Here is a 13,972-nt window from a genome sequence, read left to right as displayed (position 1 = left end):
TTCTCGGCGCGGTTCGTCGAGGCACCGCCCGTGGCGACCTCGGGCAGCGTCAGTAGGCCTTGGACAGCGCCGCCAAAATCGCCGCTGCCGTTGGCGCCCCCGCGTCGGCGAGCGCGGCCTTGACGGTCTTGTTCGCGGCGTAGGCCGCGGCGCGATAGTGCTCGTTCCTGTCCGCCGTGAAGGCCGCCTTGTGGTTGTCGAAACAGTGGGCGAGCCACGGCTCCGTTAGCGTCGACGTGGTCTGGCCGAACTTCGCCAGGCACGCGCTCTCTGTCTCCGTGCCGAGCACCTGACTGGCGTAGGCGCAGTAGCCCTGACGGCTCATGGAATTGACGCGGCAATAACACCCCGACGAACACGTCTTGGTGACGCCCCGCTCGAAGACGTAGGCCACGCCGTTTTCCCAGACTTGCCCGTCGAGGGGGAAGATGCGCGAAGACTGACCGATGGTGTGCTTCGCGATGACGAGCAGGCCCTTCTCCCAGTTGGGTCGGTCGCTCTGGTGGAGCGCGTCGAGGGCCTCGATGAGCGAGGAGGCGTCGACGATCCAGCGCGCGACGCGATCGGGCGGAGGGTTGGCGATGGTGACCGCGAGGCCGTTCATGTACGTGCAGCGCTGCGCCGCGTAAGGCCAGCCGGCGTACGTCACGGGGACGCACGACCCTTCGACGTAGGTCTTGTCGCCGAGCGCGGCGACGAGCGACGCAGGCACGTCAAGCGCGACGGCTGCCTCGAGCGCCGCGTCGCGCTCGGATGAGGCCTCGATGGGCGAGGCATCGCCCGCCTCGGCGCCCAGGCCGGCCGCGCCGTCGGTCTCGTGGGTGGCGGCGTCTATCGGGCCGTCGGGCGTGCCTTCCGCGGAGCAGCCGCTGCCGGCGAGGGCCATCGACAGGAGCGGCCACGCGCCAATGGCGGCAGCGACCCCCGCGCGCTTCGCGCTGCGCGGCGCGTATTCCGAGATTCGCCGGGAGGCCCCCACGGGCCACGTATAGCGCAAATTAAGCCCCGCGCGAGCGGGGCGAGGGGAGGACTAGAGCTTCAGGCGTGTGCTCGCGAGGAATCCCTCGTCGATGCGCCGCGCCGTCTCGACGAAGGTGCCGTAGGCGTCCTTGCCTACCGTCCCGGTGCGCACGCTGAGGACGAAGTTGTCTTCGAGGAACTTCGCGCTGCCGGAGACAGCGCGCTCGCCGAAGAGCAACGGGGCTTCCTTTCGGAGGGGGCCCGGCGCGCGCACGACCTTGGCGCCGTCGGGCAGGTCGACGCGTCGCCGCAGGTGATACTGAACGGCGCGCGCGACGGCGAGGGCGTTTTGCCGCGCGCCCTGGCTCGCGTATTCCGAGGTGACGGTCGTCACGAAGGGGCGTGGGTAGACGAAGTGAATCGGATCGACGCCCGGGATCACCCAGGTGACGTCGCCCTTCTTACTCTTCTCCTCCTGCGCGTAGCCACCGATGGTGATGTCGGCGCGGAGCGCGATCTGCCAACTGCCCTCCGAGGACGAGAGCGCCACGACCTCCACGTTGGCCGCCGGCACGAAGGCCAGGACGACGTTGCGGAGGGCGCGCGTGCGCTCGTCGCCGACGATGCGCGTGAAGGCGTCAGCGAGCTCTTGCGCCGCCCGGCCGCGGAGGACGGCGGTGAAGGAGCCGCGTGCGTCGCCCTTTTTGTCGAGCACGAGTCGAAGATCGATCTCGTCGCGCTCGGTCGCGTCGCCTTCGGCAAGCGCCGTGATGCGACCGTCGGCGTGCAGCACCTTGCGACCGCGCATCTCCGGCGAAAAGCGGCCCGGAGGCAATGGCGGGCCGGGGACGTCGGCGTCGATGACGACCTCCTCGGGCTTGCCTTCTGCGCTCATGACCTTGGCGACCAGCAGCGGATGGATGAACCGGCCGAAGCCCGCGGGGAAGTCCGGGTCGGAGCTGTAGGGCTGCTCCTCGGCGATGACCGTCTCGGTGGCGATCCCGAGCTCGCGGAGCGCGCGCCCGATGAGCCAGGTGCGGTTGCCCTCGCGCTCCGCGAGGAAGGTGCGCGCCGTGCGAGTTTGCTCGCTTGGGCCGTGCCCGAGGACGAGCGCCGTGTCCGAGAGGATCGCGCCGCGAGGCTCCTTGAGCGCCTCTCCGGCCGCCGTGACGACGCGAGCGAGCAGCGGCATCGTCGCCACCGCGCCGTGCGGCGAGCCGCCGCCGCCGGCCTGACGCGCCCATGCGCCGACCTCCGGATCTTGTTCGTCGAGATCGCGGAGCGCCTCCGCGAGGGAGCGACCCACCTTGTCCCAGGTTGAGGTCGTGAGCGTGACGCCGACGTCGTTGTCCATCCGCGGTACGTCACTCTCGAGGCGTCGCGCCGCTTGGTTTTGAACCGTGTACGTCGTCAGCCGGTAGAGGCCGTCGTCTTTGGTGGTCGCCGCGCCCAACATGCGATGTGCACGCATCGAGGGCTTGAAGTCGCGCGGCAAGCGGAGCTCGACGGTGGCTTTGACGACGGCCGTTCGCTCGGGGAGCAAATCCGGCGTGTCGAAGCCGAGGTCGAAGGCGTCGCTTGGCAGGGCGAAGCCCTCGTAGAGTGCCTCAACGGCGTCGCCGGGGCTGAGCTGCGAGAGGTCGGCGTGGCTCTGGGCGGCGCCGGGCGTCGGATCGGGGAGGAGGATGCGCCCGTCGCTCTTGAAGACGCGGCGCACGACGGCACGCATGCCGCCACGACCGTGGATGGTGGGCGGCGCGGCTTGCGCGTTCGACTCCACGTCGGTCGTTCCGCCGACGCGCCTGACGTCGTGCAGCAAGACGTGGAGGAGCCCCGACGGCTCGACGGTGTAGCGCTCCGTGTGCGAGAGCACGACGGTGGCCGCCTCGGGCATGGCGCGCTTGGCTTTGTCTTCGGCGAGGACGCGTTCGGCGACGCCCTCGAAGGCCTTGAAGCGCTCGTCGCCGAGCGACGTCAGGGCCACGCCGAGCAGGCTTGGTGGCTCGCGCGAGGTGATGAGCGTCGCCACCAGGCGGTCGCGAATGCCCGGGCCCGGCTCCATGGCCAGCACCGCCGCGGCGTTTCGCTCGCCGGGCAAGGTCGCCTGATACTCGGCGCGCGCCGTGGCCAGATCGCCCGCGCCAATGGCCGTGCGCATCGCGAGCGCGATGAAGCCCCGCGGTGCGCCAGCGAGCGCGCGCAAGCGCTGGAGCTCTTCCTTCGCGCGGGCCTGACCCGAAACGGCAGCTTGCGCCCAGTAGCAGGCGAAGCTCATGCGATCTGTGTCGCCGCCGCACGTGAGCGGCAGTTGCTCGCTCGTCGTCGCCCGCACCGCCGCGCGGCGCAACTCGGCGCCGAGGACGGCCCCAGGGCGCGACGTGTGGAAGCGCGCGAGTGCCGCTTCGGTGCGATCGTGAAGGCCGGCGGCGACGGACCACACGGCCTCCGACGCATCGAGTAGCGGTGAACTCGCTCCCTTCTTGCGCTGGATATCGAGGACGCGAATGGCCTCGATTTGCGACTCACCTTCGCCGCGCCGCTCCGCCGCAAACTTCGCGGAGAGGAGGCTCGCCTCCCAGGCCGTGGGCCACTTGTCGAGGATGCGCGTGACGGCGCCGCGGGCGCGCTCTTGCCGCTGCACGTACGGGATGTCGGGCGTGTGGTTCAGGGCGCGCACATAGACAAGTCCCAGCTCGGGATCGCCGCTCTGCAAGAACGACGCAGCGACGACGCGCTCCGCACTTCGCGCGTCATCGGCAGCGAGGGCGCCGAGCGCTGTGAGCAACCGCTCCGGCATGGTGAGCTTCTGGTAGACGTTCGACCGCTCGTCGCCGATGCGAAGCGCCTGGACGCGCGTCGCTCGTGCGGTGGCTCGCTCGCCGGCCTTGGGAGCGGCAAGCGTCAGCGGTTCGCCGTCCTCCGAGAGGACCGAGAGGGCGAGCGTGGCCGCGTCGGCGACGCGCGCGACGAGGCGAACGCGGCCTTCGTCGACGGAGGCGCGCGCCACCAGCGCGACGTCGCGGCCGCCGAGCTCATGAGCTCGTTCGAGGGCCACGAGGCCTCCGATGCGCAGCCGCGCCGCCGAGGTCGATTGCAGTTCGACGACGAGCGATTGCGCCTTCGGAACGGTGACATCGACGACGACCTCGCGGAGGCCCGCCTCCGCGGTCACCGCCGCGAGCGGCAAATGGCAGCCGCGCTCTTCGATGCGCGCCGGGGCGACGCGTCGGCCGAAGGCTCCCGGCGTCGTGAACTCGGCTGGCATGGGCGCGTCGTAGGCGTCGAGCGGCGACGGCGCATCGAGTGCCGTGAGCGTCTTCCAGTCGACGGGACCAAGGACCGTGGCCGCGGTCGCGCAGCCGCTGGCCGCTCGTGCGCGCGATGCGGCGGCGGCGTCGCCGCGGCGCGTGGCGACGGCCACGAGCCCGCGAAGGAGTTCACGACGCACGACGGGGCTCGCGCCTTCGAGGGAAGACGTGAAGAGTCGTTCCGCATCGCGCTCCGGGTCGGCCTCTCGCGTCTTCGCCATGCGAAAGGCGAGCGCCGAGCGATCGGTGACGCGCTCGAGCGACGCGACCTGTCTCAGGACCAGGGCATCCACTGCGGCCCGCGCGGCGGCGAGGTGCCATGCGCTCTCGCCAGCCTTCGCGGCAAAGATGAGGTCGGCGTACGCGCGGAAGGCCTTCTCCGGTGCTTCGAGCGCCTCGGCGCGAAACGCCGTGACCGTCAGCGCCGAGAGTTCGCGCGCGACGACGGCGTCAGGGACGGCGGCCTTTGGGGGCCCGCCGCAAGCGGCGAAGAGGACCACCGAGAGAGCGAGCAAGAGAGCGCGGTTCATCGTGCACCTCGCTCGGCGCTGGGGACGAGGCGAACGCCCTTCTGCATGAGCGTATCGACACGGCGCAAGAAGCCGCGCCAGGCCTCGTATTGACCGACGGGGATGATGCTTCGGTCGAGCACGACGGTGCGTTTGGCGACGACCGCGCGAGGGTTCTTCGGGTCGAGCGAGACGCTGAGCTCGGCGCGACCGAACTCCCCGCCGTCGACCTTTCCGCCGGAGGGCAGATCACCGAAGGCGAAGCCGTCGGGCGCGACGATCCGCACCGAGCGGCGCATGCGGCTCGGCGCCATGGCCGACGGAAGCGAGACCGGCAGCGTGCGCTTCACGAGCGGAGCGAGCTGGGAGGTCATCGTGCGGCTCGGAGCCAGCGGCACCACGAGCTCGATGCCTTCGCGGCGCGCGATGGCGCCAGAGTGGGCCGTGTAGTCGACCTTCGCGCGGCCCGCCGAGAGGGCGCCGTCGAAGCCGACCTTGCCGCTGACCTCGACGTTGGGGAGCCACGGCGAGAGCAGGTTGCTCTCCACGTACGACGTGCGCGCGCCCTCTTGCCCGAGGTACGAGCGGAGGAAGAACGCGCTGTCGCCCGAGTGGAGCTCTTGGCCCTTGAGATCGCCGGCGCCGTCGGCCGTGAGCGTCAAGGTCCAGTCGACGTCGCTGCCGTGTTCGTCGGGCGAACCGGCCGGCAGCTCCACGATCTCCGACGCGCCGTTCTTTCGAAGCGGGAGCGCCGACCCGCGGGCGTCCATCGCGGGCAGGGGCCCGAGCCGCGACTGGGGGCTCGTCGCGTCGAGGTACGTTCCGCCGCCGGGGCCCGGCAAGAACGCGATGCCGTGGTCGAAGAGCGGCGCCGCGGCGTTCTTCGCACGCAGCACCGACGGCTGGCCCGTCTCGCGCGTTTGCACCAAGACCTCTTCGGCTTCGATGCCGACGGCGCGCAGGAGCGTGATGAGCAAGATGGCCTTGTCGTCGCAGTCGCCTTCGCGCCGCGCCAAGAGCTCGTGAGGCCGGTTGGGAAGCCAGAACTCGCCGCTCGTGAAGTTGACGTAGCGAATTTGGTCAGCGACGAACTCAAAGAGGGCCTTCAGCTTTGCCTCCCGCGTCGTCTTTCCCTTGGTGAGCTCGGCGGCCAGGCGCCGGACCTCGGCGTCGGGTTCGGTGAAACCTCGAATGGCTTCGCTGTACCATGCACGGAAGTCGGCCCACGTCCGGAACGTCGAGGCCACCACCACGGGGACGATCTCGGTCAACTGCGGCGAGAGGGGCTCGTCGGGGACGGTCTTCGGCTTCGTCCACACGAGGCGGACCACGTGCATGCCGTTTTCGTCGTTCTCCTCGCGCTTGTCGGCGGCGCCGCCCACCACGTCCACGTGGATGGGGTTCTGGGGCTGCGACTCCACGATGACCTCGTTGTAGAGGAGCGGATTGGTCGCGACGGAGCCGGCGTAGTCGAGGAAGTAGAACGGCGGATCGCCCCGGCCGCCGACGGGGCCGTCGGTCCAGGTTCGAATGGCGACCTCAACGGTGTCGCCGGGCACGAGGTCGGGCCAGCGGACGCGGGGCCTTCGGCCTTCGTTGTGCTCCTCGAGCGGGAACGCGAGGCTGCCGTCCTTGCGGTGCACCCGCGCGCGCAGAATCTCGAAGAGATCGCCCTCCAGCGGGAGGTTCTCGTAGAGCTCGTCTTGCGTTCGCGGAGCGATGACGATCTCGCGCGCGTAGTGGATGAGCTGCGACACGCGCTTGTCGGGCATCATGCGAACGGCCCTCAGCCAATGGAGCTGGCGCTCGCGCACGTCGGGGGCCTCGCCGGGCTTCGGCGCGCCGCCGCGTCGCTTCAAGATGGTCTCGGACGCGGCGAGGTGACGCTCATCGGCTTGCGGGCCCGCCGGCTTGGGTTTCGGAGCCCGAGCTCGGCGCGCACCCGCGCGTCACCGGGCGCGAGCTCGCGCGCACGCGCCAAGAGCGAGAGCGCCACGTCGCGTCGTCGCGCGCTGTCATCCTCCCGCTCCCTCGCCGCACCCTTAGGCGCGCCGTCGTCGGGCGCCAGCAACGCTTCGGCGAACGCGCGCGTCACGTCGGCGTCGTTGGGGGCCCAGGCGAACAAGTCTCGCAAGAGCTCGCGCGCGGCCGCGATGCGGTTGATGCGGATGAGCATGCGAGCCGCCTCGGCGCCGCCATCGGCGTCTTCAAGAGACCCGCCGACGAGCCTGCGAGCCGCCGCGTCGGCCGCGCTCCCGTCGACCGTGAGGAGCGATGCAACCGTCGACCGATCGATCTCGCCGCGAGCCGCTTGCGCGGCCCGCGCCCGGCGCGCGAGCGGTTGGTCGAATTGCGCGGCGGCGCTCGCGATGAGCTCCAGGGCGTGCGAAGGCGCCTCTTCGAGCTTGGGAAAGCGCGCCACGAGCGCGCGCAGGGCGCCGAGCTTGGCCGCGTCGATGCCGAGCCGCATGTCGATGCGGGCCATGAGGATCATCGCGGCGTCGTCCTTCGCGGTGTCGAGCCCGGCGCTCTTCGCGCCGAGCTTCGCCCAGTCGACGAGCTGCGCTGAGAGTCGTTCGCCAACGAGCTGTCGGTCGACGAAGTCCCGCGTCTCGGCGTCTTGCGTCGCCCGCTCACGGGCGCGTCCGTAGCGGCCGGTGCGGTTCGCCCCCTTGGGCGTCAGCCACGCCAAGAAGGCGAGGCGGTCCGCGTCGAGTGTCTTGTCTTGCGTGAGCGCGTCGAGGAACCCCGCCGCGCTTGGGCTCTTCTTGTCGTCGGCGCCCGCGAGCGTGCGCACGGCGATGGCTGCGAGGCTGACCCCGTCGCCACCCGCTTTCGCGTCTTTCGCCGTCTTGAGGAGCGTCCGCGCCAGCGGCGTCGACACCGCCTTGACGCGCGCGTCCTTGGCGGGGGCACGAAGCTCGGCCGACGCGGCGAAGGGCACGGGCGCGCCGCGCTCATCGGTGACGCGCAGGCGTACGCGGCCGCTGTCGCCCAGGGCACCGGTGCAAACCTTGGCGACGACGAGGTGGTCCCTGGTCTCTGACGTGATCTGCGCCGCGAGGCGCTCGAAGGTCGCCTCGTTGTGCGTCTCCTCGCTGCGCGCGGCGAGTTGCCCGTCGACGAAGAGCGCGGCCTGTCCGGCGGCGGCGAGGCGCACCACGAAGGGGCCGGGTCGCTCGAGCATGAGGCTCGCGGCCACGAAGGAGCAGCTCTCGTTGCGTGGGGTCATGAACACGGCGAGGGGGAGGCCCGCGGCCGACGCATAGCGCGGCGGCGCCTTGCGCCAGCGCACCTGGAACGAACCCCACGAGTAGTCGGCTTTGAGATCGGTGAACGAGCGGCCCGGGCTCTCGGGTCCGAGGGGAGACGCGAAGCCGCCGCCGGCGTCGCGAAAGGGCCCGAGCATGGCCAAGTCCGTCACGATGCCCAGCGCCTTGTTTCGTGCCACCGCGGCGTCGCTGCCGAAGTCAGGCGCGAGCTGCTCGGCCAAGACCGCGGCCTCCCGGCGCGCCTCCTGGTTGGTGGCGCCGGCGGGCGCCTTCGCCACGGCCTCCATGGCGGCTTTGGCTCCCCCCGGTGGAAGGTCGAACTGGAAGGCCTCGGCGAGCAGACCGCCCATGAGGACGTCGCCCTCGGCGGCGCCGTCGGCGGCCGCGCGCAGCGTCGCGGCGGAGACCATCGCGAGGGGCGTCTTCGCCGTGTAACGCTGGGGCGCTTCGGCCCGGGACGAGCCGGGCGCGGAAGCGCTGAGCACGACGGCGGCGGTCGTCAGGACGAGCCAGCCGGAGGGAAGGCGAGCGGGGAGCCTCATGGCTCGGGGTTATACCGCCCACGGCTTGGTGCCCGCTGCGCTTTCGATCAGTTATCGACGGGGGCCCAAGTCAGCGCGAGGGCCCACCGACACCTCGGCCGAACCCCCGTGGGCCGTTCTGGGAGGGCGCGATGCCGCGGGCCGCGCTTGAGGACGCAGATCGCCCGTGGTACGGCGAGCGTCAAAAGCAAACAGAAGCGCCTGGATTGCCGGGCCTTGACGACTCTCCGAATGGAGCCGCCGGGCCCGCAGCCGTCCTGATCGGCGCTTGCTCATGGAGGATGCAAGATGGCTTCGTTCGTTCCGCCTGCCGGTCAACCGATCACGATGGGTGCGGGTCAGAAGCTCGTGGTCCCGAACAACCCCATCGTCCCCTTCATCGAAGGCGACGGAACAGGGCGCGACATCTGGCGCGCCAGCGTGCGCGTCCTCGATGCGGCCGTTCAGAAGGCCTACAAGGGCGAGCGCAAGATCGCCTGGTACGAGGTCTTCGCGGGCGAGAAGGCCTGGAAGGAGTTCAACAACTGGCTCCCCGACGAGACCGTTGAGGCCTTCCGCAAGTACTTGGTCGGCATCAAGGGCCCGCTGACCACGCCCATCGGTGGCGGTATTCGCTCCCTCAACGTGGCGCTTCGTCAGCTCCTCGACCTCTACGTCTGCCTCCGCCCCGTGCGTTGGTTCAAGGGCGTGCCCAGCCCGGTGAAACACCCGGAGGCCGTCGACATGGTGATCTTCCGCGAGAACACCGAAGACATCTACGCCGGCATCGAGTTCGAGTCGGGCAGCGAGCAGGCAAAGAAGCTGATGGCCTTCATCCAGAAGGAGTTCCCGAAGGACTTTGCGAAGGTGCGCTTCCCGGAGACGAGCGGCGTCGGCCTGAAGCCGGTCAGCAAGGACGGCTCCGAGCGCCTCGTCCGCGCGGCCATCGAATACGCGATGCGGACGAACCGCAAGAGCGTCACCTTCGTCCACAAGGGCAACATCATGAAGTTCACCGAAGGTGCCTTCATGAAGTGGGGCTACGCGCTCGCCGACAAGGAGTTCGAGGGCAAGGTCTACACCTGGGCCACCTGGGAGAAGACCAAGGAAGCGAAGGGCGAAGAAGCCGCCAACGCCGAGCAGAAGGCCGAGCTCGCCAAGGGCAAGATCCTCATCAAGGACGCCATCGCCGACATCACGCTCCAGCAGGTGCTCACGCGCCCGAAGGAGTTCGACGTCATCGCGACGCTCAACCTGAACGGCGACTACCTCTCCGACGCCCTCGCGGCGCAGGTCGGCGGCATCGGCATCGCCCCCGGCGGCAACATCAACTACGTCTCCGGCCACGCCATCTTCGAGGCGACCCACGGCACGGCGCCGAAGTACGCGGACCTCGACAAGGTCAACCCCGGCTCCGTGGTCCTCTCCGGCGAAATGATGCTCCGGCACATGGGCTGGGTGGAAGCCGCTGACCTCGTGCTCAAGGGCGTCGACGGCGCCATTGCCGCCAAGAAGGTCACCTACGACTTCGCCCGCCTCATGGAAGGCGCGACGGAGATCAAGTGCAGCGAGTTCGGCGACGCGATCATCGCTGCGATGTGAGCCGCCGCGCGTCGCTCTAGGCGACCGCGACTCGCAAACGCAGGTTCGGCGGCGCTCCCACGCGGGGCGCCGCCGAAGTCTTTTGTAAGCCGGCGACCGTTTCCTGTGAGGCGGCTCTGCGGTAGAAGGGTGCCCCCACTCGAGAGGTTTCCCCCATGCCCACGAAGAAGAAGATTGGTCTCATTGGCGCTGGCAACATCGGCGGCGAGCTCGCGCGCCTCTGCGCGAACAAGGAGCTCGGCGACGTTTGGCTCTTCGACATCGCGGCCAAGGAAAACTTCGCCAAGGGCAAGGCCCTCGACCTCGAACAAAACGGCTCCGTCCTCGGCTACGACTCGCATATCCGCGGCACGTCGAACTGGGCCGACCTCGAAGGCGCCGACGTCCTCATCGTCACGGCCGGCATCCCGCGCAAGCCGGGCCAGTCGCGCGACGACCTCGTGGCGTCGAACTTGCCGATCATCCGCGACGTCGCCAACAACGCGAAGAAGCACTGCCCGAACGCCTTCGTCATCGTCATCTCGAACCCGCTCGACGCGATGGTCTACGAGTACAAGCGCGTGACCGGCTGCCCCAAGGGCATGGTCGCGGGCATGGCCGGCGTCCTCGACTCGGCGCGCTTCCAGCTCTTCTTGTCTCGTGAGGCCAACGTCAGCGTGAAAGACGTCCGCGCCATGGTCCTCGGCGGTCACGGCGACGACATGGTGCCGGTCCTCTCGATGACGACCATCAACGGCGTTCCCGCCTCGACGCTCATCGGCAAGGAGAAGCTCAACTCCATCGTCGAGCGCACCCGCAAGGGCGGCGGCGAGATCGTGAACCTCATGGGCACGAGCGCCTACTACGCGCCGGCGAGCGCCGCTGTCGCGATGGCCGAGGCGTACCTCCTCGACCAGAAGCGCCTCCTCGCCTGCGCGAGCTACCTCGAAGGCGAATACGGCTACACCGACCTCTTCATGGGCGTTCCGGCGGTCATCGGCGGCAAGGGCGTCGAGAAGATCATCGAGATCCCGCTCACGGAAGAAGAGAAGGGCATGCTCAAGAAGAGCGCGGCCTCCGTGCAAGCCGTCGTCGACATCTGCAAGAAGGGCTGACACGAACGGCTGAGCCGACAAGGGCCGCCACCGCGGCCGCCGGCCTGCCAATGCGCGCCGCCTGCCTTCAGAATGGAAGGCGGCGGCGCCGCGTGTTTAAGCGCCCCGCATAGGCATGCGATGGGCCACCCACGCGGGCGATGAGAAGAGGGTGGGTTCGTCCGGCGCGGGACTTTCCTGCGGGACTAACGGAGTCGAAGCATGAAATCCATCGGGTGGGGCGTGAGCCTGTGCGTTAGCGCGGCCATGGTGTTTGGAGCTTGCAGCAGCGACAGTGAGCCGGCCGCGCCGACGCCGAGCGCTGACGGCGGGACGTCGACGGACGCGGCTTCGGGGACCGACACGGCGACCGCCGCCGACGGCAGCACCAGCACGGACAGCGCGACGGCGACCGACACGAGCACGCCCGACGCGACCGCGTCGGACTCCGCCGCCGATGCGCCGGCCGTGAGCTGCACCACCGACAGCAAGGCGCGGCCGAAGGCTCTCAACATCCTCACGACGAACTCCACGGGCGCCGGGACGATGAAAGCGGAGTTTACCGGCTGCGCCGGCACCGCCGCCGCGAGCTACACCGATGGCACACGGGCCATGGTCGACGCGCCGTCGAGCAAGGACTTCGTGGTCACGACCGACCCGACGGAGACGACGAAGTACTACCCCGGCGCGTCGCAGGTCTTGAACTTCAACTTCGCCGGCACCGGTGACGACGAAGACTCGTACTTGGCACCGAAGGCCGGGACCTTTGGCTCGATCACCGTGAGCGATCTGCTCCCTGGCTTCAACGTGACGAAGTCGCACATCGTGGCGAAGATCACCTCGATCGGCCAGACCACGCCGTGCGACGTCGCGAGCGGCTTCGTAGTGACGGTGCCCGGCCACGCTGAGGCGGTCGTCAACTACCTCGAGTTCACCGGGACGGCGATTTCCATCAAGGCAGGGGCCACGGCCACCGTGACCGGAACGTCAACGGCGCTCAGCTTTGTGAGCATCGAGGGCATCACGCCGGGCGCGCCCATCGTCCTGTCGGGCACGAAGACCGGTTGCCAGATCGTCGCCATCACCCGGCCCTTCAACGACACGGGCAAGGTCCCGCTCTTGGCGGGCCGCGTGGCGGGCATGACGTACCGCATCACCCCTTGACCGGGGCGCGCGCTCGGGGCGACGTTGCCCGACGCGCATGAGAACCATCGTCGTGGGCGCCGGGGCCGCCGGCGCGGTCATCGCCGCTCGGCTCAGCGAAGATCCGGCGCACGACGACGTCGTCTTGCTTGAAGCGGGGCCCGACTACGCCGGCGCGGATGCGCTTCCCGCCGATCTCGTCGACGGGACGCGCAACTCGATGGAGCGGCACGACTGGGGCTATCGGTACCGCGCGACCGATGGTGGCCTCGGTCGCCTCATCGATCAGCCCTTTCCGCGGGGCCGCGTCGTCGGGGGCTCGTCGGCCGTCAACACGTGCATCGCGCTCCGCGGTCAGCCATACGACTATGGCGAGTGGGCATCGCGAGGCCTTCCCGAGTGGTCCTTCGAGCGGTGCCTGCCGTACTTCAAGAAGCTCGAGCAGGATCTCGACTTCGGCGAACCTTGGCACGGCAAGACCGGGCCCGTGCCCATTCGTCGCCATGCCGCGAGCGAGCTTGTGCCGTGGCAGGCGGCGTTCCTCGAGGCATGCGCCGAGCTCGGCATGCCGTCGTGCCCCGACACGAACGATCCGACGACGACCGGCGCGGGGCCTCACGCGATGAACAAAGTCGATGGCGTTCGCGTCGGCGCGGCGCGCGCGTACCTAACCCCCGCGGTGCGAGCGAGGCAGAACCTGACCCTCGTGTCCCGCGCCCTCGTGCGTCGCGTCGTGTTTCGAAACCGTCGTGTGCAGAAGGTCGAGGTGGAGCGATTCGGGCGCGTGCTCGATGTGGCGGCCGACCGCGTTGTGCTGTCGGCGGGCGCCATCGCGACGCCGGGCATCTTGCTTCGTTCGGGCATCGGGCCTTCGCGGGACGTCGCGCGCCTGGGCGTCGAGCTCGTGCTGGAGGTGCCGGGCGGGGCGCGCCGGCTGCTCGATCACCCGGGGTCGGCGATCTTCTTTTCGCCGAGGCATCGAGGCTTCTCAAGGGTGACCGACCCTCTGATCCAGACGGTCTGCCGGCTCACGTCCGCTGGGAGCGCGTGTCCCAACGATGTGCAGCTTCAGCCCGGGTCGTTCGTGCCGCTTCCGTGGACCGAGCTGCCCGGCGTGACGCTCGCCGTGTGCCTCGGCAAGCCGCGCTCCGTCGGGCGCCTCGCGTTCTTGTCGCCGAGGGTGGCCGATGCGCCGCGCATTGAGACGAGGCTCCTCGAAAGCTCCGATGACGTGGCGCGCGTGACCGAGGCGATGCGCGTCATCTGGCAGCTGTCTCGCACAAGGGCGATCACGGCACTCGCGCGCGGCCCGGTACCCAAGGCGCGCCCCGTGGGACTCGAGCGGCGCGCTGCTCCGCCCGTTGTCTCGGATGACGGGCTCGGGCTATCACCCGTCGGGGACAGCACCGATGGGCGCCGACGACGATCCGACCGCCGTGACCGACGGCCGCGGTCGCGTGCGCGGCATAGAAGGCCTCTACGTCGCCGATGCCAGCCTGATGCCCACCATCCCGAGCGCAAACACACACCTCGCGACGCTCATGATCGGCGAGCGCATCGGCGAGTGGCTGCGCGAGTGCTAGG

7 protein-coding genes and 1 pseudogene are annotated in these 13,972 nt (G+C 69.7%); 4 read left to right on the top strand and 4 right to left on the bottom strand.

The window, feature by feature from the left end; all coding sequences use genetic code 11:
* Positions 1-49: 49 nt before the first annotated feature.
* Genes IPG50_39190 through IPG50_39175 form a run of 4 tightly spaced genes read right to left on the bottom strand, consistent with a single transcriptional unit; the run spans position 50 to position 8,591 of the window.
* A complete protein-coding gene (locus IPG50_39190; GenBank protein MBK6698168.1) occupies positions 50-979 on the bottom strand; it encodes a hypothetical protein in 930 nt (309 codons plus the stop codon).
* A 51-nt stretch (positions 980-1,030) separates the two neighbouring features.
* Positions 1,031-4,798, bottom strand: coding sequence for a hypothetical protein (locus IPG50_39185; protein ID MBK6698167.1), 3,768 nt, complete (start codon positions 4,796-4,798; stop codon positions 1,031-1,033).
* A complete protein-coding gene (locus IPG50_39180) occupies positions 4,795-6,636 on the bottom strand; it encodes a transglutaminase domain-containing protein (protein ID MBK6698166.1) in 1,842 nt (613 codons plus the stop codon). Before IPG50_39180 ends, IPG50_39185 begins: the two co-directional genes overlap by 4 nt.
* Positions 6,633-8,591: a hypothetical protein gene (locus IPG50_39175; protein MBK6698165.1), complete on the bottom strand. Its 1,959-nt coding sequence runs from the start codon at positions 8,589-8,591 to the stop codon at positions 6,633-6,635. Before IPG50_39175 ends, IPG50_39180 begins: the two co-directional genes overlap by 4 nt.
* A 288-nt stretch (positions 8,592-8,879) precedes the next feature.
* On the opposite strand from IPG50_39175, the gene icd reads away from it, so the two are divergent.
* From icd to IPG50_39155, 4 genes and pseudogenes are all read left to right on the top strand, one after another.
* A complete protein-coding gene (gene icd, locus IPG50_39170) occupies positions 8,880-10,172 on the top strand; it encodes an NADP-dependent isocitrate dehydrogenase (protein MBK6698164.1) in 1,293 nt (430 codons plus the stop codon).
* 155 nt (positions 10,173-10,327) lie between these two features.
* Positions 10,328-11,266 carry a malate dehydrogenase gene (gene mdh / locus IPG50_39165; protein MBK6698163.1) on the top strand — a complete coding sequence of 313 codons (939 nt, stop codon included), beginning with the start codon at positions 10,328-10,330 and terminating at the stop codon, positions 11,264-11,266.
* 201 nt (positions 11,267-11,467) lie between these two features.
* Positions 11,468-12,409 carry a hypothetical protein gene (locus tag IPG50_39160; protein ID MBK6698162.1) on the top strand — a complete coding sequence of 314 codons (942 nt, stop codon included), beginning with the start codon at positions 11,468-11,470 and terminating at the stop codon, positions 12,407-12,409.
* 37 nt (positions 12,410-12,446) lie between these two features.
* A pseudogene (locus IPG50_39155) lies at positions 12,447-13,971 on the top strand (GMC family oxidoreductase N-terminal domain-containing protein).
* Position 13,972: the final 1 nt, after the last annotated feature.

Source organism: Myxococcales bacterium (genome assembly GCA_016703425.1).
Taxonomy (GTDB): Bacteria; Myxococcota_A; Polyangia; order Polyangiales; family Polyangiaceae; genus JADJCA01.
Note: the sequence above shows the minus strand (reverse complement) of the source record. Positions and strands in the feature narration are given on the sequence as shown.